Source organism: Brucella sp. RRSP16 (assembly GCF_052246815.1).
Classification (GTDB): Bacteria; Pseudomonadota; Alphaproteobacteria; order Rhizobiales; family Rhizobiaceae; genus Brucella; species Brucella intermedia.
Genome location: NZ_JBQQAM010000005.1, coordinates 268,888 through 291,779 on the forward strand (window position 1 = coordinate 268,888; position 22,892 = coordinate 291,779).

Sequence of the window (22,892 nt, forward strand, 5' to 3'; positions counted from 1 at the left end):
GATCGTTCGATTTTACCGAATGAAATATGACATATAATGAAATGGATTGAACAGGTAAAATCGGGCATCTGATCGGAAAATAATTCTTTTCAGCGCAGTATTCAGAAAATGACCTACTCAAAGATCCAGAACATCCTCCCGGGACTTGGCCTGAGCGTCGCGGTTGCAATCGCGGCAATCGGAATTGAGAGGGTCGAGGAACATTATGCGGGTCGCGCCTGGCTCGAAGCGCTGGTAATCGCCATTCTCCTCGGCACGCTCGTGCGGACGTTCCTGCGTCCGGGTCCGCAGTTCAACAAGGGTATAGGCTTTTCGGCCAAGCTGCTTCTGGAGATCGCCGTGGTGCTGCTCGGCGCGTCCATCAGCGCGAGCGCTGTCGTGGCTGCGGGTTCGGGGCTCATTTTCGGCATTGCCGGCGTCGTGGTGCTGGCGATTACGCTCAGCTACGGGATCGGACGCCTGCTGAAACTTCCGCACCGCATGGCCGTGCTGGTCGCCTGCGGCAATTCCATTTGCGGCAATTCCGCCATCGCCGCAACCGCTCCGGTCATCGGTGCGGAAAGCGAGGACGTGGCGGCTTCTATCGCCTTCACTGCAATTCTGGGCGTGGCCGTCGTGCTGCTCCTGCCGCTTCTGGTGCCGCTTCTGGGGCTGTCGCACACGCAATATGGCGTGCTGGCGGGACTTACCGTCTATGCCGTGCCGCAGGTGCTGGCCGCCACCGCCCCGGTCGCCACGATCAGCGTGCAGCTTGGCACGCTGGTGAAGCTCGTGCGCGTGCTGATGCTGGGACCGGTCATTCTGGCTCTGGCGCTACTTGCCGGAAACAAGGACGCGAATGCCAAGCCTGGCTTCTTCCAGCTTGTGCCATGGTTCATCCTCGGCTTCCTCGGCATGATGGCGCTGCATTCGCTGCACCTGATACCGGAATCGATCCTGCCCGGTATCCAGTCTGCTTCGACAATCCTCACCATCGTTTCCATGGCGGCCCTTGGCCTCGGCGTGGATATCCGTTCGGTGGCTTCCGCCGGTGGCCGCGTCACGCTGACGGCAGTGCTTTCGCTGGTGGCTCTCGGCGCCATCAGCCTTGGCCTGATCCATATGCTCAGTGTTGCCTAGCTCGATCGGACAATAAAAAGGCTTTAGTGAAATGTGTGAAAGGCCGGGATGGTGACATCCCGGCCTTTCTTCTGCGAGCATTGCGCTTCGATTTGCGTTGGCAGCGTTCTCTATGACGTGGTGCTGCAAGACCGTTTACCCGCCAATGTGCGTGTCCCCATTCAATAAAGAAAAAGCCCGCCATAAGGCGGGCTTTTCCATGTTCGGTCAAAGAGGAAAAGATTAGTTCTTTTCCTGCTTCTTCAGAGCGGCACCGAGGATGTCGCCGAGCGAAGCGCCGGAGTCGGACGAACCGTACTGAGCGACAGCTTCCTTTTCTTCGGCGATTTCGAGCGCCTTGATCGAGACCTGCAGCTTGCGGGTCTTCTTGTCGAAGGCGATGACGCGGGCGTCAACCTTCTGACCGACCGTGAAGCGTTCCGGACGCTGTTCGTCGCGGTCACGCGACAGATCCGAACGCTTGATGAAGCTTTCCAGATCGTGGTCGACGAGACGGACTTCCAGGCCACCGTCGGTAACGGCGGTCACTTCGCAGGTCACAACGGCGTTCTTGCGCAGTTCGCCCGAAGCTGCTGCTTCGCCGACCTTGTCGCCGGAAAGCTGCTTGATGCCGAGCGAGATGCGTTCCTTCTCGACGTCAACGTCGAGAACGACAGCCTTGACGACTTCACCCTTGTTGTACTCTTCGATGACCTGTTCGCCCGGACGGTTCCAGTCGAGGTCGGAGAGGTGAACCATGCCGTCAACGTCGCCGTCGAGGCCGATGAACAGGCCGAATTCGGTCTTGTTCTTGACTTCGCCTTCAACAACGGTGCCGACAGGGTACTTCTGGGCAAAGGTCGTCCACGGATTGTCGAGGGTCTGCTTGAGGCCGAGCGAGATACGGCGCTTGACCGGATCAACTTCGAGCACAACGACTTCGACTTCCTGCGTGGTGGAAAGAATCTTGCCCGGATGGACATTCTTCTTGGTCCACGACATTTCGGAAACGTGGATGAGGCCTTCGATGCCCGGCTCGATTTCGACGAACGCACCGTAGTCGGTGATGTTCGTGACGGTGCCGGTGATCTTCTTGCCGATCGGGTACTTCGCGCCGATGCCATCCCAGGGATCGTTCTCGAGCTGCTTCATGCCGAGCGAGATACGATGGGTTTCCTGGTTGATGCGGATGATCTGCACCTTGACCGTCTGGCCGATGGTGAGGATTTCCGACGGATGGTTGACGCGGCGCCATGCCATGTCGGTCACGTGCAGCAGACCGTCGATGCCGCCGAGGTCGACGAACGCACCGTAATCGGTGATGTTCTTGACGACGCCTTCAACGACCTGACCTTCTTCAAGGTTCTGGACGATTTCCGAACGCTGTTCCGCACGGCTTTCTTCAAGAACGGTACGGCGCGAGACAACGATGTTGCCGCGACGCTTGTCCATCTTGAGGATTTCGAACGGTTGCGGGACGTGCATGAGCGGGGTGACGTCGCGGATCGGACGGATGTCGACCTGCGAACGCGGCAGGAACGCAACAGCGCCGTCGAGGTCGACGGTGAAACCGCCCTTGACCTGATTGAAGATCACGCCATCGACGCGCTCGCCGTTGGCGAACTTCTGCTCGAGCTTGACCCAGCTTTCTTCACGGCGTGCTTTTTCGCGCGACAGGACAGCTTCGCCCAGAGCGTTTTCGATGCGCTCGACGTAGACTTCCACTTCGTCGCCCGGCTTCAGCGAGCCGTCTTTGCCCTTTGCGCCGAATTCCTTCAGCGGCACGCGGCCTTCGACCTTCAGACCGGCGTCGATGATCGCCATGTCCTTTTCAATGGCCACGATGCGGCCCTTGACGACATAACCTTCAGCAAGGTCGTTCGTGGCAAAGGATTCCGCCAGCAGCGACTCGAAGTCTGCGAGGGATGGATTGAATTCTGACATGAATACTCCTGGTGCATCCGGAAAATTCATCGGATGCAGCGCCGGGGGTTAGTGTTGCGTTGTGCCCGACCTCGGCCCCGTCTTTGCAGACAACCGGCGCGTGGAACGCGAAGTCAGGCTTTTCAGTATGAGTGCAGCCTATATAGGTCCGAACTCAGGATAATCCAGCGTTTCGAGGCACAATGATATCCAAAAGGCCTTAAAACCTGCCGGATTTCATCCCCGATGCTGCGCCAAAGCGTGATCGATCAGCTTTTTTGCGGCCAGAAATGCCGCTTCTATACTCATTTCGCTCGTATCAAGCAAGTGCGCGTCTTCCGCGGGCTTCAAGGGAGAATCGATCCGGTTCGTGTCACGCTCGTCGCGCTTCCTGAGATCGGCGAGGATTTCCGCAAGATCGGCCTCCTCGCCGCGCGCCACGATTTCCTCATGGCGGCGCTCCGCACGCACTTCGGGCGACGCCGTGACGAAGAGCTTTATCGCCGCATCGGGACAGACGACGGTGCCGATGTCGCGCCCGTCAAGCACGCTCGAGGGCAGGGCATTGGCGAAATTGCGCTGCGCCTCGACGAGCGCCCGCCTGACCTTCGGCATGACGGCGACCTTGGAGGCCGCCTCGCCGATGGTGTGGGCGGAAAGGACGGCCTTGTCCATCTCGCGCAGGTCGAGATTGCGTGCTGCCTCAGCCGCCACCGCCTCGTCGTCGAGCGGCAGGCCCTTGTCGAGAAGCGCCTTGGCGACGGCGCGATAGGTCAGCCCCGTATCCAGATGCGGCATGCCGTAGTGAATGGCGATGCGCCGGGCAAGGGTTCCCTTGCCCGAAGCGGCCGGTCCGTCGATAGCGACGATAAACGGCGTCATTGCGCGTTGCTCAGCTCGATCTTCGCGCCCAGTCCCGGCATCATGTCCATGAATTCGGGGAAGGACGTCGCGATCATGTTGCTGTCGTCAACCGTCACCGGCTTTTCCGACGCAAGGCCCATCACGAGGAAGCTCATCGCGATGCGGTGATCGAGATGGGTTGCAACCGTGCCGCCGCCCAGTCCCTTGCCGTCGGGACGGCCGCGAACCGTCAGCGACATCTCGCCTTCGGTGCAATCAACGCCATTGGCTTCAAGGCCGCGTGCGACCGCTGTCAGACGATCCGATTCCTTGACACGCAGTTCGTCGAGCCCGTCCATCACGGTTTCGCCGTCCGCGAAGGAGGCGGCAATCGCCAGGACCGGATATTCGTCGATCATCGACGGCGCGCGTTCCGGCGGAACGACGACGCCCTTGAGCTTCGAGGCCCTGACGCGCAGATCGGCGACATCCTCGCCGCCAGCAAGACGGGCATTGAGCACTTCGATATCGGCGCCCATTTCCTGCAAGGTGAGGATGAGGCCGGTACGGGTCGGATTCATCAGCACGTTGCGGATGGTGACGTCGGAACCGTCCACCAGGAGGGCCGCAACGAGCGGGAAAGCAGTCGAGGACGGATCGCCCGGCACGTCGATGGTCTGGCCGACAAGCTTGCCCTGGCCGGTGATGCGGATATGGCGCACGCCCTCCTTGTCGGTCTCGACCGTGAGGTCGGCGCCAAAGCCCTGCAGCATCTTTTCGGTGTGGTCGCGGGTCATGACCGGCTCAATGACCGTGGTGACGCCCGGCGTGTTGAGACCGGCGAGCAGCACGGCGGATTTTACCTGCGCGGAGGCCATCGGCACGCGATAGGTGATCGGATTGGCCGTCTTCGGGCCGATCAGCGTCAGCGGCATGCGGTCGCCATCGGCTGCTTCCACCTGAACGCCCATTTCGCGCAACGGGTTCAGCACGCGGCCCATCGGGCGCTTCGACAGCGAGGCGTCGCCGATAAAGGAGGTCTTCATGTCATAGGTGCCGACAAGGCCCATGGTGAGGCGCGCGCCGGTTCCGGCATTGCCGAAATCGAGCGCTGCTTCGGGCTGCAACAGGCAGCCATTGCCGACGCCGTTGATGATCCAGACATCGCCATCCTTACGGATTTTCGCGCCCATGGCCTGCATGGCGCGGCCTGTATTGATGACGTCCTCGCCTTCCAGAAGGCCGGTGATGCGGGTTTCGCCCGATGCGAGACCGCCAAACATGAAGGAGCGATGCGAGATGGACTTGTCGCCCGGAATGCGGATTTCGCCCGTGAGTGCCTCCGAGCGGCGGGCGGTTGCTGGTTTCGGGGATGCAGAATGGGACATGGATTTTTCACAGTCACATTTTGGCGCGATCTCGCGCCGGGATTGAGAGATAAGCGGGGCTTCCCTAGCATAGTAATATTGTGTGGTCATCCGCGAATACGCGGCGCAGGCGACACGGAGGCGGAAGAGTCTGCATATGCGCGTGCGTTTGGCTTTGACAAACGCGCCAAATTGCGTTTATGCACCGGACAACACTGTAAACGCGCTTGAGACTTGCCCCTTGCCATATGGTTCAGTGAGCAGCATGGTGATGGGCTGTATGCTTCGAGGCAGGCATCCCGGCGCGATAATATGAATTTGTGTCCCCGTGCAAATTAACGAGGCTAGACGTGGCAAAAGCTGAACTTGGTACCAAGCGTATCGACCCGGAAACGGGCAAGAAATTTTACGATCTCAATCGTGATCCGATCGTTTCGCCTTACACCGGCATTTCCTATCCGCGGTCCTATTTCGACTCCACGCTTGAAAGCCGTGTCGTTGAAGAGGAAACCGAAGAGGAAGAACTGGATACGGCACTGGAAAAGCCGGATTTCGTCTCGCTCGAGGACGCCGACGACGAAACCAAGGGCGGCGGCGACGATCTGCCGGATATCGACGACGACGATGTCGATCTGGGCGACGACGATGACGACACCTTCCTCGAAGAAGAGGAAGACGAGGACGACGACATGTCGGGCATTCTCGGTGGCGGCGTCGGCGGCGACGACGAAGAAGGCTGATCCATTCAGCCGGTCCGGACATGATGCTTTTGCGAGGCGGCCTTCGGGTCGCCTCGTTTCGTTTTGGGCGCCTCTTGCATGAATACCGCCGCGATCTGTGAATTATTTTTGGCAGATGTGAAAAGAGTTGCGATTTAGCTCTTGATCTTCTCGCGAACGCCATTTAATAAGCCGCCACACCGGGCAGCAAGTCCTGCCTGGCCCACCTCGAAAGAGGTCTGATGGGGCCATAGCTCAGCTGGGAGAGCGCCTGCATGGCATGCAGGAGGTCAGCGGTTCGATCCCGCTTGGCTCCACCAAATTTTCCTTCCCGACAAGCCAGTCACAGACCAGTTCGATCATCGCGACAGCTGTCATCGAACCAGCAATGTTTCGCGCCGGAAAACCGCGCGACATTCGACCGGCTTTCCCGGACGGCCATGCTCGACAACTCCCAAAAAATTGGTAAGTAGAGTTTCGTAAAAGTAATTTTCATGGCTTTTGTGAATGAGCAGGCTTCCTGATTTCGATGGATTGCGGTTTCTATTGTGTATAGGGATCGCCGTCTTTCATTTTTCCTTCCGAATTCCGGTGAAGAATGAAACATTGAATGAATTTATATTAGCCTTTTCTTATTTTACAGATGTCTTCTTTATCGTTTCCGGGCTCTTTCTGGCGCGGCGGCGGAATTATCTTTGGAGCTGGCCCCGTTATGTGGCTTTCGTCGGCAAGCGGCTGGCGCGGATTTATCCGCTGCACGTGGTTGCCTTTTCCTGTTTCGCGCTGCTATCCGCCCTCGCGGCGGCGGGAATCCTGCACCCTCTGGGCGAGCACAGTACAAGCTGGCGCGACGGGCTGGCACAGTTGCTGCTGGTCCACAATTGGGGATTGGGCCACACCTCCTCCTACAATTATGTCAGCTGGTCGCTGAGCGCGCTTCTGGCCATGTATCTGGCTTTCCCGCTATTCGACATGGTGTGCCGCCGTTTCGGGAGCTGGGTCCTGGTGGGCGTCATTGTTGCGACTGTGGCAGGCGAATATCTGGCGCAAAAGCTCGGCGTCCTGTCGCTTACCCGCATTCAGCTGTCCAATGTGGGCGTCTTCCGGGCCTTGCCTTCCTTTCTGTTCGGAATGTGGCTTGCCCGCAGGGAACATCCGGCCATGCCGGGGGCGGTCGTCAAAAGCCTGCTTGCCGGCTGCCTCGCCGTCTTTCTGTTCTGCCACCCGGAAAACGGCCCGGGCGAACCCCACACACTGGAAGGTCCCTTGCGGCTGGCATTCATTTATACGGGCGTCTATGTGCTCTATCTCGCATCCAGTCAGGGGATTTATACGCCGCTGCAATGGCGCCGGCTGGCAAGCCTCTCCCGTTACAGCTTTGGCATCTTCATCCTGCATCCGCTGGTCGGGATGATGTTTTTCCGAATGGCGCCGGAGCGGTGGAGCGAGACGACGGCGGGCGCGGTTCTGGTCATCTGTGGGGCTGCTGTCGCCAGCGTGTTGACCGCGGCTGCTGCCTATCACCTGTTCGAGAATCCGCTCCACCGCTGGCTGGTGAAAAGGCTCGATGTTTGGGTCGGCGGATATGAGCGCGGCTCTGCCGAAGCCACGCAAGACTGCCTGCCTGTCGTCCGATAGGCAGGCGTGCCACCGGCTCCGTCAGGCCGTGCGCGTCGTGCCGCTGTCCTGCCGCATCAGATAAAGCGATGCGCCGACGATCAGCGCGGCCCCCGGCCAGAAGTTGATGCCCGGCGCGGCGGCAAAAACGATCCAGCCGAAAATCACATTGATCGGTAGTCTCAGATCGTCGAACGGCTGCAGATAAACCGCATCCGCGATCGAATAGGCTGCAATCTGGAAATATTGCGCCAGGGCAGTGAAAGCTCCGATGACGATCAATATCGACCAGATTTCGACGTTCGGCGCGGCGATTGCCGTCATGCTGAGGCCGGATGCGAGCCAAAGCGCTGCATTGATGGGGGTGAGCAGCACCAGCATATAGGCCGAAATGCTGGCGGGCCTTTCAAAACGGGTCAGATATTTGGTCATCACCGAATAGCCCGCCCACAGTGCGGCGGCGAGGACCGGCAGCAGCGAATAGACCGTATAGGAATCCGACCAGGGCGCGATGATGACCAGCGCGCCGACAAAGCCGGCGAATGTGGTGAGCAGCCGCGCCGGCGTGACCTTTTCCCGCAGAAACAGCCGCGCGCAAAGGATGACGAAGAACGGCGAGGTCATGGAAAGGGCGACCACCTGCCAGATCGGCACATGGGTAAGCGCGTAGATCCACACCTGCACGCCGGCTGCGGCCAGCGCGACGCGCATGACATGAAGGCCGAAGCGGCTGGTGCGCAGGGCTCCCGCGCCATCGCGAATGAGCATGGGCAGTGTCAGCACCAGCGCGATCACATATTGCCAGAAGGCGATGATGACGGATGGAATGCCGGTACGTGTTCCCGCCCATTGGGTGGCGACGTTGACTGCGGCATAGGCCGAACAGGCCGCGACCATCAGCGCTGCGCCGCGCACGGTCGGTTTTAAAGTTGGGGCAGAGGCAAGTTGGCTCAACGGTTTCTTCCTTCGGAGCATTTTGCAGCCAAATGAAAACATCTGGCGACGCAAAGATGCGGCAAAACGATAGGGCGCGTTCCGGTTTCGGCGGAACTTGCCCTGGCAAGCCTGTCACCTCAGGGTACGGGAAGAAAAACAACACAATGAAGACGGCAAGCCGTCCGGCACGCGCATGCTTCCAACCTCGTTCTCTTTCATCCGGACTATGACCGTCGGCTTCGGAATTGCACCGAATCTGCTGACCCTGACACATTTGCCGTGACAGGCGCTCGCGGGCTTCGGGTCCTTGACCCGTTACCGCCGGTGGGGAGTTTCACCCCGCCCTGAGAACTGGATATCTTTCTTGCGCCAAAGGCAGGAACTGCACTCCGGCGCTGGCTTTAAATAGGCCACGCTTTTTTGCATGGCAAGACAGTCGCTGCTCATGCGGCAATGATGCGTTGCAGATGCCTCTTCTTGCGCCCTTGATCGTCAGCCCATGGGAAAAGCATGGACGGATCGGAAACTCTCTTCTAGAAATCCGTGACGGAGTTGATCGGGAGAGGATCTGCTCCGCATGGTTCTGGGAGGAATGATGAGCACCAACGCAGTCCCCACGCAGCTTTCGCATGACCGCCCCCTGTGGCAGCCGGATGCGGGGCGCATCGCCGCCAGCAATCTGGAGCAGTTCCGCATTCGCGCCGAACAGCGCACGGGCCTGAGCCTGCCGGATTATGCCGCGCTGCATCGCTGGTCTGTCGAGGATCGCGCCGGTTTCTGGCAGCTTGTGTGGGATTTCTGCGAGGTCGTCGGCGAGCGCGGCAATACGGCCCTTGTCGACAAGGGCCATATGCGCGAGGCAAGGTTCTTTCCGCAGGCGCGGCTCAATTTCGCGGAAAACCTGTTGCGCCATGAGGGCGACGGAGAAGCCATCGTCTTTCGCGGTGAGGACAAGGTCGAACGGCGCCTGAGTTGGGACGATCTTCATGCGCTGGTGTCCAGATTGCAGCAGTTCATGCTGGCGGAGGGTGTTGAGCCCGGCGACCGTGTCGCGGGCATGATGCCCAACATGCCGGAGGCGGTTGCCCTCATGCTGGCCGCTTCGTCCATCGGCGCGGTCTGGTCTTCCTGTTCGCCGGATTTCGGCGTGCAGGGCGTGCTCGACCGTTTCGGCCAGATCGAGCCGAAGCTTTTCTTCGCCTGCGACGGCTACTGGTATAACGGCAAGCGCATCGACGTGGCCGGCAAGGTTGCCGAAGTGACCGCAAAACTGCCGGGGCTGAAGCGGGCCGTCATCGTCACCTATCTGGGCGAAGCGGAAGCCGTGGCTGAGAGGGCGGAAAAGGGCATTGCGCTCGATGCGGCCCTTGAGCCATTCCGGGCCAGAGCCGTGGAGTTCACCCGGCTGCTCTTCGATCATCCGCTTTATATCCTGTTTTCCTCCGGCACGACGGGCATTCCGAAATGCATCGTGCATCGGGCGGGCGGCGTGCTGTTGCAGCATCTGAAGGAACACCGCCTTCACGCGGATTTGCGCGAGGATGACCGCTTCTTCTACTTCACCACCTGCGGCTGGATGATGTGGAACTGGCTGGCTTCGGGCATCGCTTCCGGCGCAACGCTGCTGCTCTATGACGGTTCGCCCTTCTATCCCGATGGCAATGTTCTGTTCGACTATGCCGCCGCCGAGGGCATGACCTATTTCGGCACGTCGGCGAAATTCATCGATGCCGTGCTGAAAGCCGGGCTGAAGCCCGGTGAGACGCATGATCTGTCGGCGCTGCGCACCATTTCGTCCACGGGTTCGCCGCTGTCGCCGGAAGGCTTTGCCTTCGTCTATGACGCGATCAAGAGCGACGTGCATCTTGCCTCCATTTCCGGCGGCACCGATATCGTGTCCTGCTTCGTGCTCGGCGTCCCCACGGAACCGGTGTGGCTCGGCGAAATCCAGGGCCCGGGCCTTGGCATGGCGGTCGATGTCTGGAACGACGATGGCAAGCCGGTGCGGGGCGAGAAGGGCGAACTGGTTTGCACGAAAGCCTTTCCCTGCATGCCGCTGGAATTCTGGAACGATCCGGAGGGCGCGAAATATCAGGCCGCCTATTTCGAGCGTTTCGACAATATCTGGTGCCACGGCGATTTTGCCGAATGGACCGGGCATGACGGTATCGTCATCCATGGCCGTTCGGATGCGACGCTGAACCCCGGCGGCGTGCGCATCGGTACAGCGGAGATCTACAATCAGGTCGAGCAGATGCCGGAAGTCGCGGAGGCGCTCTGCATCGGGCAGGACTGGGACAAGGATGTGCGGGTGGTGCTGTTCGTGCGGCTTGCCGAAGGTGTCGCGCTGGACGACGATCTCAAGGCCCGCATCAAGGCGAAAATCCGTACCGGCGCCACGCCGCGCCATGTCCCGGCGAAAATCGTCGCCGTCCGCGATATTCCGCGCACCAAGTCGGGAAAGATCGTGGAGCTGGCCGTGCGCGACATCGTGCATGGACGCGAGGTGAAGAACCGCGAGGCGCTGGCCAATCCGGAAGCCCTGGAGCTCTATCACGACATTGCCGAGCTTCATCAGGACTGATTTGACCATCCTGCAACTGTTTGGAATGGCCGGGTAGCGAGCGCAACAAAATTTCGTTATCCGGCAATAAATAGCCACAGAACGCCACGCAAGGCCATTGCCTATTTGACCGCCACGGGACACTCTGCCTTCAACATAAGCCATCCTGCAGAGGATGGTCGCCGGGCAGAACTTGTGGAGGACGAGTATGTTTGCATCGGGCCAAAATTGGGGGGGCATGAATTTCGGTCTTGGCGAGGAGATCGAAGCCCTTCGCGATACGGTGCGCCGTTTTGCGGAAAGCCGCATTGCGCCGCTGGCCGCTGAAACCGACCGCAACAATCAATTTCCCATGCATCTGTGGCGTGAACTGGGTGAGCTTGGCGTGCTTGGCATCACCGCGCCTGAAGACTATGGCGGCGCCGGCATGGGCTATGTTGCCCATTGCATCGCGATGGAAGAAATCAGCCGTGCTTCCGCTTCCATCGGCCTCAGCTACGGCGCGCATTCCAATCTCTGCGTCAACCAGATCACCCGCAACGGCTCGCCCGGACAGCGCGAGAAATATCTGCCGAAGCTCATTTCCGGCGAGCATGTCGGCGCGCTGGCCATGTCCGAACCGGGAGCCGGTTCCGACGTCGTTTCGATGAAGCTTCACGCCGAAAAGCGCGGCGAGCGTTATATTCTCAACGGCAACAAGATGTGGATCACCAACGGCCCCGATGCCGATGTGCTGGTGGTCTATGCCAAGACCGATCCGTCGGCAGGCCCGCGCGGGATCAGCGCCTTCATCGTCGAAAAAACCTTCAAGGGCTTTTCGACCGCGCAAAAGCTCGACAAGCTCGGCATGCGCGGCTCCAACACCTGCGAACTGGTGTTCGAGGATTGCGAAGTGCCTGCCGAAAACCTGCTGGGGGTCGAGGGCAAGGGCGTCAATGTGCTGATGTCGGGCCTTGATTATGAGCGCGTGGTGCTGGCGGGCGGGCCGCTCGGCATCATGGCGGCGTGTCTCGATGTCGTGGTGCCCTATGTGCATGAGCGCAAGCAGTTCGACCAGCCGATCGGCGAATTCCAGCTCATGCAGGGCAAGCTTGCCGACATGTATGTGACCTTCAACGCCTCACGCGCCTATACCTATGCGGTGGCGGCTGCCTGCGACCGGGGCGAGACCTCGCGCAAGGATGCGGCGGGCTGCATCCTCTATACGGCGGAAAACGCCACGCAGATGGCCTTGCAGGCGATCCAGGCGCTGGGCGGCAATGGCTATATCAACGATTATCCCACCGGACGCCTGCTGCGCGATGCCAAGCTTTATGAAATCGGCGCAGGCACATCGGAAATCCGGCGCATGCTGATCGGGCGGGAACTGTTTCAGGAGACCCGTTGATGGCGGTTCTCAAATCCGAAATTTCCACCCGAAGCGCCAGCTTCGAGGCCAACCGCAAGGCGATGCTTGCGGCAATCGACGTGGTGGCGGAAGCCTCGCGCATTGCGATCGACGGCGGCGGCGAGAAAGCCCGCGAACGCCATGTTTCGCGCGGAAAACTGCTGCCCCGTGAGCGCGTGGCGCAATTGCTCGACCCGGGTTCTCCCTTTCTCGAAGTGGGGCTGACGGCGGCGCATGGCATGTATGACGGGGCGGCTCCTTCGGCTGGCATCATCACCGGAATTGGGCGCGTGTCGGGCCGCGACTGCATGATCGTCTGCAACGATGCGACGGTGAAGGGCGGCACCTATTATCCGGTGACGGTGAAAAAGCACCTGCGTGCGCAGGAAATCGCGGGCGAAAACCGTCTGCCCTGCATTTATCTGGTCGATTCCGGCGGGGCCAACCTGCCCAATCAGGACGAAGTTTTCCCTGATCGCGACCATTTCGGGCGCATCTTCTATAATCAGGCGCAGATGTCGGCGGCGGGCATTCCACAGGTCGCCGTGGTCATGGGTTCATGCACGGCAGGCGGTGCCTATGTGCCCGCCATGAGCGACGAAACGGTGATCGTGCGCGGTCAGGGCACGATCTTTCTGGCAGGCCCGCCCCTGGTCAAGGCTGCAACCGGCGAGGTGGTGAGCGCGGAAGATCTCGGCGGCGGCGATGTGCACACGCGGCTTTCCGGTGTCGCCGATCATCTGGCCAATGATGACGCCCATGCCTTGCAGATCGCGCGCGCCATTGCCGCCAATCTCAACAGCGAGAAGCGCGGCTTCATTTCGCGCGGCGATGGCGCTGCCCCGCTTTACGACCCGGAGGAGCTTCTGGGCGTCGTTTCCGCCGATACGCGCATTCCCTATGATGTGCGCGAGGTGGTCGCACGGCTGGTCGACGGTTCGGATTTCGATGAATTCAAGGCGCGCTACGGCACCACTCTGGTGTGCGGTTTCGCCAGCGTCTATGGCATGCCGGTCGGCATCATTGCCAATAATGGCGTGCTGTTTTCGGAAGCAGCGCTGAAGGGCGCGCATTTCATCGAACTTTGCTGCCAGCGCAATATTCCACTGGTGTTCTTGCAAAACATTACCGGCTTCATGGTCGGGCGCAAATACGAGGCCGAAGGCATCGCGAAGAATGGCGCCAAGCTGGTGACGGCGGTGGCAACCGCCAATGTGCCGAAGATCACCATGCTGATCGGCGCATCCTATGGCGCGGGCAATTACGGCATGGCGGGGCGGGCCTATTCGCCGCGCTTCCTGTGGACATGGCCGAACAGCCGTATCGCGGTGATGGGCGGCGAACAGGCGGCAGGCGTGCTTGCAACCGTCAGGCGCGACGGGATCGAGCGCACGGGCGGCACATGGTCGGCGGAGGAGGAAGCGGAATTCAAGCGCCCGACGCTGGAGATGTTCGAGCGCCAGAGCCACCCGCTCTATGCCTCGGCGCGGCTCTGGGATGACGGCATCGTCGATCCGCGCAAGAGCCGCGAAGTGCTGGGCCTGTCGCTTTCCGCCACGCTGAACGCGCCGGTCGAGCCGACGCGTTTCGGCCTGTTTAGAATGTGAGGCAATCACATGTTTAGCAAAATACTGATTGCCAATCGCGGAGAAATTGCCTGTCGGGTCATCCGGACGGCGCGCAAACTGGGCATTGCAACGGTTGCGATTTATTCCGATGCGGATGCCGGTGCGCTGCATGTCGAGATGGCTGACGAGGCGGTGCGGGTCGGCCCTGCCATTTCCGCGCAGAGCTATCTGAATGTCGAGGCGATCATCAAGTCCGCAAGGCAAACCGGCGCTGAGGCCATCCATCCGGGCTATGGTTTCCTGTCCGAAAATGCGCGCTTTGTGGATGCGGTTGAAGCCGCCGGGCTTGTCTTCATCGGCCCATCGGCCAGCGCCATTCGCGCCATGGGGCTGAAGGATGCCGCCAAGGCGCTGATGGAAAAGGCAGGCGTGCCTGTCGTTCCGGGCTATCATGGCGACAATCAGGATGGCGCCTTCCTCAAAAGCGAGGCCGACCGCATCACCTATCCGGTGCTCATCAAGGCGCGCGCGGGCGGCGGCGGCAAGGGCATGCGCCGTGTCGATCAGCCAGACGATTTCGCGGCAGCACTCGCCAGTGCGCGGCGCGAGGCGGAAGCCTCTTTTGGCGACGGCGCCGTGCTGGTCGAAAAATACATGGCGAAGCCGCGCCATATCGAGGTGCAGGTCTTTGGCGACAGCCACGGCAATGCCGTGCATCTGTTCGAGCGTGATTGCTCGCTGCAACGCCGCCACCAAAAGGTGATAGAGGAGGCGCCTGCACCCGGCATGACGCCGGAAATGCGCGCCGCCATGGGCGAAGCGGCGGTGAAGGCCGCGCTCGCCATCGGTTATTGCGGTGCGGGCACGGTGGAGTTCATCGCCGATGTATCGGAAGGGCTGCGACCGGACCGCTTCTTCTTCATGGAAATGAACACGCGCCTGCAAGTGGAGCATCCGGTGACGGAAGCCATCACAGGGCTTGATCTGGTGGAATGGCAATTGCGTGTGGCTTCCGGCGAGGCGCTGCCGAAACGTCAGGACGAACTTTCCATAAACGGCTGGGCCTTCGAGGCGCGGCTTTACGCGGAAGACCCGGCGCGTGATTTTCTGCCTGCCACCGGCAAGCTCGCTCTGTTCGCACCGCCTGAAAATGCCCGTGTCGATTCGGGTGTGCGAACCGGCGATACGATCACGCCGTTCTATGATCCGATGATCGCAAAGATCATCGCCCATGGCGCAACGCGCGATGAGGCGCTGAACCGGCTTGATGCGGCACTAAACAAGACCCGGATTGCCGGCCTCGTCACCAATCGCCAATTCCTCTCGGCGCTTTGCAAGCTCGAAGCTTTCCGCACCGGCGATGTCGATACGGGCCTGATCGGGCGCGAGGCGGCGGCGCTTTTCACCGCTGAGCCGCCTTCGGATATTGCCTTTGCGCTGGCCGCGCTTGGTGCGCTCGACCTTTTGGATGCGCCGCAAGAAGGTGATCCCCCACGTGATCCATGGACGAACCTGCGCGGGTTCCGGCTTTGGGGCGAGGCATCGCGCTCGGTTCTGCTCGATCATCACGGCGAGCGCCGCATGGTCAGCTTTACGGCCAGAGGCGGCGGACATTTTGGCTTCGCCTTCGGCGAACTGGAAATCCGCGCCCATGAAAACGGGCTGGTTCGTTTTGCTGTCGATGGCCGCATGAGGGAGGCCTCGGTCTCGCGCATCAGGCATGATGTGACGGTGCAATTCGAGGGCCGGGACACCATATTTCATCATGTGCAGTCGATAGGCGCGGAAGAGGATGCTTCGAGCGAAAGCCGCATCCTGTCGCCGATGCCGGGGCGGGTAGCGCTGGTTTCCGTCGTGGAAGGTGCAAGCGTCGCCAAGGGCGATCCGCTGGTGACGATGGAGGCGATGAAGATGGAACTGTCACTGACCGCGCCGCGCGACGGCAAGATCGCATCCGTAACCGTTGCGGCGGGCGATCAGGTCAGTGAAGGTGCATTGCTGGTCGAATTGGAGGAGCAACATGGCTGAACACGTGGAAATCGTTGAAATGGCTGCGCGTGATGGCCTGCAGAATGAGAAGCGGTTTGTGCCGACAGCCGACAAGATCGCGCTGATCGACCGCCTGTCCGATTGCGGCTATTCGCGCATTGAGGCGACAAGCTTCGTCAGCCCCAAATGGGTGCCGCAACTGGCCGACAGCACGGAAGTGATGGCCGGGATCAGGCGCGCCGACAGCGTGCGTTATTCGGCGCTGGTGCCCAACATGAAGGGCTATGAGGGTGCTGCTGCCGCCAATGTCGATGAGATTGCGGTTTTCATTTCCGCCTCGGAAGGTTTTTCAAAGGCCAATATCAACTGCTCAATCGCGGAGAGCATCGAGCGCCTCTCTCCGGTCATCGGTGCCGCCATCAATGACGGCCTGGCCATTCGCGGCTATGTAAGCTGCGTGGTCGAATGCCCCTATGACGGGCCGGTGGCCCCGCAGGCGGTTGCCGATGTGACCGAGCAGCTCTTTTCGCTCGGCTGTCACGAGGTGAGCCTTGGCGACACGATCGGACGCGGCACGCCGGACAAGGTGGCCGCCATGCTCGATGCGGTGCTGGCCATCGCACCGGCGCACAGCCTTGCCGGTCATTATCACGACACTGGCGGGCGGGCGCTCGACAATATCCGCGTCAGTCTGGAAAAAGGCCTGCGCGTGTTCGATGCATCGGTTGGCGGTCTTGGCGGCTGTCCCTTTGCGCCGGGCGCGAGGGGCAATGTCGATACGGTTGCCGTGGTCGAAATGCTGCATGGATCAGGGTTTGAAACCGGCCTTGATCTGGACAAGCTGAAGCAGGCTTCCTTGTTCGCGCAAAGCCTGCGTCAGGATAAAGCCGCATGAAGGAATTCGAGACGCTTCAAATCGCTGTCGATCAGCGCGGCGTCGCGACGCTGACGCTCAACCGGCCCGACCAGCATAATGCCTTGTCCGGCCTGATGATCGATGAGCTGACGACGGCAGCGCTGCATCTGGCGGATAATGAAGCCGTGCGCATCGTGATCCTGACCGGCGCGGGCGCGAGCTTTTGCGCGGGCGGCGACCTTGGCTGGATGCAGGAGCAGGTCAAGGCGACGCGCACGCAGCGCATCGAGGAGGCGCGCAAGCTTGCCCTCATGCTGAAAGCGCTGCGCGACCTGCCGAAGCCGTTGATCGGTCGCATCAACGGGCAGGCCTATGGCGGCGGCGTCGGCCTCATCAGCGTGTGCGATGCGGCAATCAGTATTTCCGGCGCGCGCTTCGGGCTGACGGAGACGAAGCTTGGCCTGATACCGGCCACCATCAGCCCCTATGTGGTGGCGCGTATCGGCCAGGCCAATGCGCTGCGCACATTCACCTCGGCGCGGCTGTTCGATGCCGAGGAGGGGCGGCGCATCGGGCTGTTGCACGATGTGGTCGAGGCGGAGCGTCTTGATGCGGCGGTGGAGGCGGAGATCAAACCCTATTTCGCCACCGCGCCCGCAGCCGTTGCCGCATCCAAGCGGCTGGTCCATGCGCTGGGCGCGCCGATCGACGAAGCGGTGATCGACATGACGCTCACCCGCCTTGCCGACACATGGGAGACACCGGAGGCCGCGGAAGGGATCGCGGCCTTTTTTGCGAAGAGATCACCATCATGGAAGAAGGAGGGAGGAGCCAGTTAGGAGGAGGCGGTTTTTCGTTGTATTTGCGGGTACTTGGCCCCTTGCAATCGGAAGCCGGAAATGCATTCTTATTACATCATGAAAGCTCGCTCCCGTTCCGGAGCATGATTCCGAAAGGGCGGATGCTATTTCGGATAATATTATGGCTCCGGCCTCTTCGAGGCAGCGGTGTGGCGTGCTTTGAAGCGCATCCCGAAAAGTGTGAAACGGTTTTCGGGCAAGATGCGCGTTGATGCATATGATTTGGAGCGTCTGGCGCTCTGGATCACCCCTTTGAGATCATGCGATGAACAAAAGGGAGGGCCCGGCAATTCGGCAGCGCGGATGCGCTGAGATTTGACCGGCAAGGGTTGTCTCGGGGCCGTCGGAGGACGCCGCCCCACCAAAGGAGAAAAAGAATGAACCTGAAACTTCTGTCCAGCGTGGCTTTCGCAGCTACACTCGGCTTTGCCAGCGCCGCCTATGCAGACATCACCATCGGCGTCGTTGCACCGCTGACGGGTCCTGTCGCCGCTTTCGGCGACCAGGTGAAGAAGGGCGCGGAAACCGCCGTCGAAGTCATCAACAAGGCTGGCGGCATCAAGGGCGAGAAAGTCGTTCTGAAGTTTGCCGACGATGCCGGTGAACCGAAGCAGGGCGTTTCCGCCGCCAACCAGATCGTCGGCGACGGCATCAAGTTCGTTGTCGGCCCGGTCACGACCGGCGTCGCCATTCCGGTTTCCGACGTTTTCGCGGAAAACAACGTCCTGATGGTCACCCCGACCGCCACCGGCCCGGACCTGACCGCGCGCAATCTGGAAAACGTGTTCCGCACCTGCGGCCGCGACGACCAGCAGGCCGAAGTCATGGCCGATTACGTCCTGAAGAACCTGAAGGACAAGAAGGTCGCCGTGATCCACGACAAGGGCGCCTATGGCAAGGGTCTGGCCGACGCTTTCAAGGCGGCGATCAACAAGGGCGGCGTCACGGAAGTGCATTATGATTCCGTCACGCCGGGCGACAAGGATTTCTCCGCGCTCGTCACCAAGCTGAAGTCTGCCGGTGCCGAAGTGGTCTATTTCGGCGGCTACCATGCCGAAGGCGGTCTCCTGTCGCGCCAGCTGCACGACGCCGGTCTCCAGGCTCTGGTTCTCGGCGGCGAAGGCCTGTCCAACACCGAATATTGGGCAATTGGCGGCACCAACGCGCAGGGCACGCTCTTCACCAACGCCAAGGACGCCACCAAGAACCCGGCCTCCAAGGATGCCATCGAGGCACTGAAGGCCAAGAACATCCCGGCTGAAGCCTTCACCATGAACGCCTATGCCGCCGTGGAAGTCATCAAGGCTGGCATCGAACGCGCCGGCTCTGCCGATGACTCGGCTGCCGTCGCCAAGGCTCTGCATGACGGCAAGCCGATCGAAACGGCTATCGGCACGCTGACCTACGGCGCCAGCGGCGACCTCAGCTCGCCGAGCTTCGACATCTTCAAGTGGGATGGCGGCAAGATCGTCGGCCTCGAATAAGGTCGTTGCCTGAAAGAGAGCGCATCCCGAAAACTGTGAAACGGTTTTCGGATGGGATGCGCGGTTCAAATAAACAGAAAACGCCGGGGTTTCGCCCCGGCGTTTTGCGTTCGTGGAGCGGCAGGGTCAGGAGCCGGTATAACCGAGTTCGGCTTCGATAGCCTCGAATGTCTTTTCCATCGCATAGGTTGGGCTCAGCGGAAAACCGAAATGCCCGTAGGCGATGGACAATTGCCGTTCGGCCTTGCTCTCGCTGCCCTTGGCGATTGCCGCCACATAGAGCGCGGCAGCAAGCCCCGTGCGGTCGGAGCCCGATTTGCAATGGATGAGCACCGGCTTTTCCGCATTCTGCATCAGCGCGATCAACTGTCTGGTCTGTGCAGGATTGAGTTGCTTGCTGGATGACATTGCGAAATCGGTGTGGCTGATGCCGAGCGTCTTCGCGGCGGCGATCTCCTCATCGTACCATTTCGATCCGGGTTCGGCGCCGCGCAGATTGATGATCGTCTTTATGCCGTAAAGCTTCTGCATTGAAGCGATGCGCGCGGGGTCGGGCTGGTTGGAGCGATAGGCCTGCCCGACGACGATGGCGTGGATATTGCCCTTATATTGCAGCGTATAGAGATAGCCGCCCATGACGCTTCCGCCGATGAGCAGCCCGAGCCCGGCCAGCCGGACGTAAGTAAAGGACCAATCGATATATCTGCGAAAGAACGACATAATGGCCTCATCCGAATGAAAGAATATAATAAAATAAACCGCGCAGAAATTTTCTTCTTGGTTTTCGCGGAAAATATACTAAGAATTTGACCTAATCTTGTCCTTGGAGGCAAGAGTTTGATGTTTATGTTTAAGTTATTTTTTAATTAGGGTCCCGCAGTTACGTGCGGGAAATTTGTTGGAACAGGCGTCTGTCCGGTGTGGGGTGTCGGTTGAACGGACGGTTTTTCGTGGCTTAAGCTTCGGTTAACCATGTCTGTTTAATCTGTGACCGTGGATGGGGCAGTTAGCGGAGCAGGTTTATGCAGCGCTACAGATTTGACGATAAAAGAATTCTGATCGAGGCAATTGTTGAGTTACTCAACCGGGGCGTTGAGCCCGACGAACTCGATCTCGTATTGAGCCGGATCGGTCCGGTCGATCTCGATTTGATGCGGCAGTGCCTGATTGAGGTCTGGAACTACAATCATCCCGAACTGGCTGAAGCGCCGATGGCGGCCTGACGGCAAGTTTCGGGGGACAGGCATCGGACCGCGAAGCGGGATGGATGCCGACGGAATTGGGCGCGATGCGGCGCTCGCACGGGAATACGGCAGTTGCCGGCACGGTTTGGGGCCGAAACTGTCGGGGCAGGGCCGGGTTGGACCGGTTTTGGAGCAATCTGGCCACTGCCCGCAACGTCATATTTCTGAAACGCAAACGGGTTATATCCATATGCGTATCGGGAATTCACTTGGGATCGTGACCACGGATGTACTGGCGCAACTCAGGTGAAAGCGGAAGGTCGGGTTCAGCCCGGCCTTTTTCGCGTCGAGCGCATGGCTCCCGAAAGTGGGAGCTGCCTTCGATTTTTTTGCTGAAAATGCTTTATGAAAGACATTGCCTGCCGCCATTTCCGGAGGCGGCGCGATCTTCTTCAGTCAGGAAAGCGGTTCATGATACGCCATATCGTCCTCATCAAATTCAGGCCCGAACTCGAAGCCGCGCAGATCGAAGAGAGGTTGCAGTCGGTCGTCGCGCTCAAGGACAAGATCGGCGGCATCCTGTCGGTAACGGCTGGCGAAAACAACAGTCCTGAAAATCTTGAAAAGGGATTTCGCCACGGCTTCGTCGTGGATTTCGCGGATGGCGCGGCGCGTGACGCCTATCTTCCGCATCCCGAGCACGCGAAGGTCGGAAAAAGCCTGGTCGAAGCAGCCGAGGGCGGCATCGAGGGCATATTGGTGTTCGACTACGCGATCTGAGTTTTGTCGAGCCACGCGGGGTGGCTCGGACGGCGTCCAGCATTTCCAGCAAAAGCGCGAAGCGGTTTTGCGTCCGGAAATGCGGCAAGACGAAAGCATTTCCAGCAAAAGTGGGAAGCGGTTTTGCGTCCGGAAATGCGGAAGACAAAAAGCATTTCCAGCAAAAGTGCGAAGCGGTTTTGCGCCCGGTAAAGCCGACGCCGAAAACGGTTCTGACGATTCTGTCAGAACAAGAACAAGGCTAAAGCACCAGCCCGCCCACGCCCATGCGGGACAGGTCGTCGGCGGTAAGCGCAATCCCCGCCATCAGGCGATCCAGCACCCGGTCGAGACTGTTTTCACGGGCGCTGCGCGCCGATCCGGGCGCGGCAACGACATATTTGCCGTCGTAACGGCCCAGAACCAGCAGATTGCCGGGATCGACCGGCATGCCGATGCGCAGGATTTCGCCTCCCGAAATGCGGATCGATTGCGGCACGATATCCGCCTCGTCGGCAACCGCCGAAGCGCTGAAAATCACGATGATGTCGCAACTCCTGCCCACGTCCGCGATGGCAGCAGCCAGCGCCGCCTGATCGTGCGCGACCCGCTTTTCGCAAACAAGCGTCCCGCCATTGCGGACCGCACGCTTTTCCATCAGTTCGCGGGTCTTCTCAAGAACCGTCTCGCGTATGGAAGGAAGGCGCGACTGGATCAGGCCGATCCGCGCACCATTGAAGGCGCAGACATGCAGCGCGGGCCGAGCATCGAGGCTTATCTCATGCAGGAGCGTCTCCGGCACGGCAAAAGGAATGATCTTGACGGTGGCGATCATCTCACCGGCTTCCACCCGCACATGGTTGCGCAGCGTCGCGATGGAAATGCGCGCATCATGTGCGTTGATGGCGTCAATACGGTCTGCATCTGCCAAAAACATGCCGTTCTTCCGGGCATGCAGGTTGACGCGCCCGGTCGTGGTGTTGCCGGTTTCCACATCGGCGGAAGCAATTATGCGCGCGATGGCAAGTGCCGCCTCGTCCTCGCCAATGTCGCCCTGTTCCAGACGCGCGGCCAGCACCGAGCCTACGCCGGCCTCCCGCAGCAGGGAGAGGTTGAGCGCATCGAGAACCGTGCCTTTGCGCAAGGTGAGCGCACCGGCAGTCGTCGCATAGCCGAGGATCGCGCCTTCGGCCTCCTCGAGCGGCATTTCAGCAAATATCATCTCTACCCCCAATTCCCCCCAACTTCCTTCGTGAAATTCCAATAGAACATAATCCAACCGGAGTGAAACCCGGTGGACCGGGATTATGCGGTGGGAGGCCCCGTTGGAGCGCGTTTCGACCTGATTGGATCAGATCGGCGCTCTAAATTATTCTGTTTCGAGCATAATCTTATCGATCCTCGTTTCACTCCGGTCGGATTATGCCTCTAAAGCCGCGTGGCGATTGAGGATTTTCGTGAATCCAGTGAGGAATACGTGGCGGTCGGTTCACGGCGGATTCGGTAAAATCCCATCACGATCCCGTTCATTCGTGGGAAAAACGGTGGTTTTCATCTTGCAAACCCCGCGCTTTGGGCCTATTCGCTGCGCCGCATCCTGATGGCTGGCGGCCCTTGGCCGCTCCAAGACAGCGCCGCATCGGCACCGGGCCGGATTGTTCCGGCAAAAGGCCGCTTTTGGGCGCGACATTACGATCCAGCACAATTTTCGTCAGACACGTGACAAACGCGACTATTCG

The 22,892-nt window shown here is 60.1% G+C and carries 18 protein-coding genes, 1 tRNA gene and 1 riboswitch; of the genes, 13 read left to right on the forward strand and 6 right to left on the reverse strand.

The features are described from left to right. Nucleotides 1-108: 108 nt before the first annotated feature. Entirely contained in the window at nt 109-1,119 is a 1,011-nt protein-coding gene (locus tag ACS5UA_RS10500; protein WP_006465742.1) for a YeiH family protein, read from the forward strand. 222 nt (nt 1,120-1,341) lie between these two features. Here the strand turns inward: ACS5UA_RS10500 and rpsA are convergent, their stop codons facing one another. The 3 genes from rpsA to aroA all read right to left on the reverse strand — a co-directional run bounded on the left by rpsA (nt 1,342) and on the right by aroA (nt 5,252). Beyond that, a complete protein-coding gene (rpsA, locus tag ACS5UA_RS10505) occupies nt 1,342-3,042 on the reverse strand; it encodes a 30S ribosomal protein S1 (RefSeq protein WP_006471225.1) in 1,701 nt (566 codons plus the stop codon). Between the two features lie 216 nt (nt 3,043-3,258). Next, the gene (gene cmk / locus ACS5UA_RS10510; protein ID WP_063619891.1) at nt 3,259-3,903 is read right to left on the reverse strand and encodes a (d)CMP kinase; all 645 of its coding nucleotides are present in this window, start codon (nt 3,901-3,903) and stop codon (nt 3,259-3,261) included. After that, on the reverse strand, nt 3,900-5,252 hold the full coding sequence (gene aroA, locus ACS5UA_RS10515) for a 3-phosphoshikimate 1-carboxyvinyltransferase (protein WP_241084620.1): 1,353 nt from the start codon (nt 5,250-5,252) through the stop codon (nt 3,900-3,902). Before aroA ends, cmk begins: the two co-directional genes overlap by 4 nt. Nucleotides 5,253-5,581: 329 nt before the next feature. Between aroA and ACS5UA_RS10520 the strand changes: the two genes are divergently transcribed. From ACS5UA_RS10520 to ACS5UA_RS10530, 3 genes are all read left to right on the forward strand, one after another. Further along, nucleotides 5,582-5,971 carry a TIGR02300 family protein gene (locus ACS5UA_RS10520; RefSeq protein WP_006471224.1) on the forward strand — a complete coding sequence of 130 codons (390 nt, stop codon included), beginning with the start codon at nt 5,582-5,584 and terminating at the stop codon, nt 5,969-5,971. 223 nt (nt 5,972-6,194) lie between these two features. Then, nucleotides 6,195-6,270, forward strand: a tRNA-Ala gene (locus ACS5UA_RS10525). 187 nt (nt 6,271-6,457) lie between these two features. Next, a complete protein-coding gene (locus tag ACS5UA_RS10530) occupies nt 6,458-7,588 on the forward strand; it encodes an acyltransferase family protein (RefSeq protein WP_063619893.1) in 1,131 nt (376 codons plus the stop codon). A 21-nt stretch (nt 7,589-7,609) separates the two neighbouring features. Here the strand turns inward: ACS5UA_RS10530 and ACS5UA_RS10535 are convergent, their stop codons facing one another. Next, the gene (locus tag ACS5UA_RS10535; protein WP_266018190.1) at nt 7,610-8,521 is read right to left on the reverse strand and encodes a DMT family transporter; all 912 of its coding nucleotides are present in this window, start codon (nt 8,519-8,521) and stop codon (nt 7,610-7,612) included. A 185-nt stretch (nt 8,522-8,706) separates the two neighbouring features. Then, nucleotides 8,707-8,859, reverse strand: a riboswitch (FMN riboswitch). A 239-nt stretch (nt 8,860-9,098) separates the two neighbouring features. On the opposite strand from ACS5UA_RS10535, the gene ACS5UA_RS10540 reads away from it, so the two are divergent. From ACS5UA_RS10540 to ACS5UA_RS10570, 7 genes are all read left to right on the forward strand, one after another. Then, nucleotides 9,099-11,087, forward strand: coding sequence for an acetoacetate--CoA ligase (locus tag ACS5UA_RS10540; RefSeq protein WP_063881956.1), 1,989 nt, complete (start codon nt 9,099-9,101; stop codon nt 11,085-11,087). A 187-nt stretch (nt 11,088-11,274) separates the two neighbouring features. Then, entirely contained in the window at nt 11,275-12,453 is a 1,179-nt protein-coding gene (locus ACS5UA_RS10545; protein ID WP_063619896.1) for an isovaleryl-CoA dehydrogenase, read from the forward strand. After that, nucleotides 12,453-14,060 carry a carboxyl transferase domain-containing protein gene (locus ACS5UA_RS10550; RefSeq protein WP_063619897.1) on the forward strand — a complete coding sequence of 536 codons (1,608 nt, stop codon included), beginning with the start codon at nt 12,453-12,455 and terminating at the stop codon, nt 14,058-14,060. Before ACS5UA_RS10545 ends, ACS5UA_RS10550 begins: the two co-directional genes overlap by 1 nt. Nucleotides 14,061-14,069: 9 nt before the next feature. Then, nucleotides 14,070-16,049 carry an acetyl/propionyl/methylcrotonyl-CoA carboxylase subunit alpha gene (locus ACS5UA_RS10555; protein WP_443101301.1) on the forward strand — a complete coding sequence of 660 codons (1,980 nt, stop codon included), beginning with the start codon at nt 14,070-14,072 and terminating at the stop codon, nt 16,047-16,049. Further along, nucleotides 16,042-16,905, forward strand: coding sequence for a hydroxymethylglutaryl-CoA lyase (locus tag ACS5UA_RS10560; protein ID WP_021587688.1), 864 nt, complete (start codon nt 16,042-16,044; stop codon nt 16,903-16,905). Before ACS5UA_RS10555 ends, ACS5UA_RS10560 begins: the two co-directional genes overlap by 8 nt. Then, on the forward strand, nt 16,902-17,705 hold the full coding sequence (locus tag ACS5UA_RS10565) for a crotonase/enoyl-CoA hydratase family protein (RefSeq protein WP_063619900.1): 804 nt from the start codon (nt 16,902-16,904) through the stop codon (nt 17,703-17,705). The genes ACS5UA_RS10560 and ACS5UA_RS10565 overlap by 4 nt, the downstream gene beginning before the upstream one ends. Before the next feature lie 398 nt (nt 17,706-18,103). Continuing rightward, nucleotides 18,104-19,210, forward strand: a complete 1,107-nt coding sequence (locus ACS5UA_RS10570) for a branched-chain amino acid ABC transporter substrate-binding protein (RefSeq protein WP_021587691.1) — start codon at nt 18,104-18,106, stop codon at nt 19,208-19,210. 126 nt (nt 19,211-19,336) lie between these two features. On the opposite strand, the gene ACS5UA_RS10575 is transcribed toward ACS5UA_RS10570, so the two are convergent. Then, nucleotides 19,337-19,930 carry a tyrosine-protein phosphatase gene (locus tag ACS5UA_RS10575; RefSeq protein ID WP_006471215.1) on the reverse strand — a complete coding sequence of 198 codons (594 nt, stop codon included), beginning with the start codon at nt 19,928-19,930 and terminating at the stop codon, nt 19,337-19,339. Between the two features lie 302 nt (nt 19,931-20,232). On the opposite strand from ACS5UA_RS10575, the gene ACS5UA_RS10580 reads away from it, so the two are divergent. Together ACS5UA_RS10580 and ACS5UA_RS10585 are read left to right on the forward strand one after the other, a co-directional pair. Further along, complete coding sequence (locus ACS5UA_RS10580; RefSeq protein ID WP_006465760.1) at nt 20,233-20,433, forward strand: hypothetical protein; 201 nt, start codon at nt 20,233-20,235, stop codon at nt 20,431-20,433. A 432-nt stretch (nt 20,434-20,865) separates the two neighbouring features. Further along, nucleotides 20,866-21,174 carry a Dabb family protein gene (locus ACS5UA_RS10585; RefSeq protein ID WP_025090690.1) on the forward strand — a complete coding sequence of 103 codons (309 nt, stop codon included), beginning with the start codon at nt 20,866-20,868 and terminating at the stop codon, nt 21,172-21,174. Nucleotides 21,175-21,415: 241 nt separating this feature from the next. Here ACS5UA_RS10585 and ACS5UA_RS10590 read toward each other — a convergent pair whose 3' ends face one another. After that, on the reverse strand, nt 21,416-22,375 hold the full coding sequence (locus ACS5UA_RS10590; protein WP_112702102.1) for a molybdopterin-binding protein: 960 nt from the start codon (nt 22,373-22,375) through the stop codon (nt 21,416-21,418). Nucleotides 22,376-22,892: the final 517 nt, after the last annotated feature.

What these genes read in the sequence shown, in the direction of transcription:
- ACS5UA_RS10500 (WP_006465742.1), top strand. Translation starts at nt 109, where the DNA reads ATGACCTACTCAAAGATCCAGAACATCCTCCCGGGACTTGGCCTGAGC.
- ACS5UA_RS10575 (WP_006471215.1), bottom strand. Translation starts at nt 19,930, where the DNA reads ATGTCGTTCTTTCGCAGATATATCGATTGGTCCTTTACTTACGTCCGG.
- aroA (WP_241084620.1), bottom strand. Translation starts at nt 5,252, where the DNA reads ATGTCCCATTCTGCATCCCCGAAACCAGCAACCGCCCGCCGCTCGGAG.
- ACS5UA_RS10540 (WP_063881956.1), top strand. Translation starts at nt 9,099, where the DNA reads ATGAGCACCAACGCAGTCCCCACGCAGCTTTCGCATGACCGCCCCCTG.
- ACS5UA_RS10550 (WP_063619897.1), top strand. Translation starts at nt 12,453, where the DNA reads ATGGCGGTTCTCAAATCCGAAATTTCCACCCGAAGCGCCAGCTTCGAG.
- ACS5UA_RS10530 (WP_063619893.1), top strand. Translation starts at nt 6,458, where the DNA reads ATGAGCAGGCTTCCTGATTTCGATGGATTGCGGTTTCTATTGTGTATA.
- cmk (WP_063619891.1), bottom strand. Translation starts at nt 3,903, where the DNA reads ATGACGCCGTTTATCGTCGCTATCGACGGACCGGCCGCTTCGGGCAAG.
- ACS5UA_RS10555 (WP_443101301.1), top strand. Translation starts at nt 14,070, where the DNA reads ATGTTTAGCAAAATACTGATTGCCAATCGCGGAGAAATTGCCTGTCGG.
- ACS5UA_RS10585 (WP_025090690.1), top strand. Translation starts at nt 20,866, where the DNA reads ATGATACGCCATATCGTCCTCATCAAATTCAGGCCCGAACTCGAAGCC.
- ACS5UA_RS10590 (WP_112702102.1), bottom strand. Translation starts at nt 22,375, where the DNA reads ATGATATTTGCTGAAATGCCGCTCGAGGAGGCCGAAGGCGCGATCCTC.
- ACS5UA_RS10570 (WP_021587691.1), top strand. Translation starts at nt 18,104, where the DNA reads ATGAACCTGAAACTTCTGTCCAGCGTGGCTTTCGCAGCTACACTCGGC.
- ACS5UA_RS10545 (WP_063619896.1), top strand. Translation starts at nt 11,275, where the DNA reads ATGTTTGCATCGGGCCAAAATTGGGGGGGCATGAATTTCGGTCTTGGC.
- ACS5UA_RS10560 (WP_021587688.1), top strand. Translation starts at nt 16,042, where the DNA reads ATGGCTGAACACGTGGAAATCGTTGAAATGGCTGCGCGTGATGGCCTG.
- ACS5UA_RS10565 (WP_063619900.1), top strand. Translation starts at nt 16,902, where the DNA reads ATGAAGGAATTCGAGACGCTTCAAATCGCTGTCGATCAGCGCGGCGTC.
- ACS5UA_RS10580 (WP_006465760.1), top strand. Translation starts at nt 20,233, where the DNA reads ATGCAGCGCTACAGATTTGACGATAAAAGAATTCTGATCGAGGCAATT.
- rpsA (WP_006471225.1), bottom strand. Translation starts at nt 3,042, where the DNA reads ATGTCAGAATTCAATCCATCCCTCGCAGACTTCGAGTCGCTGCTGGCG.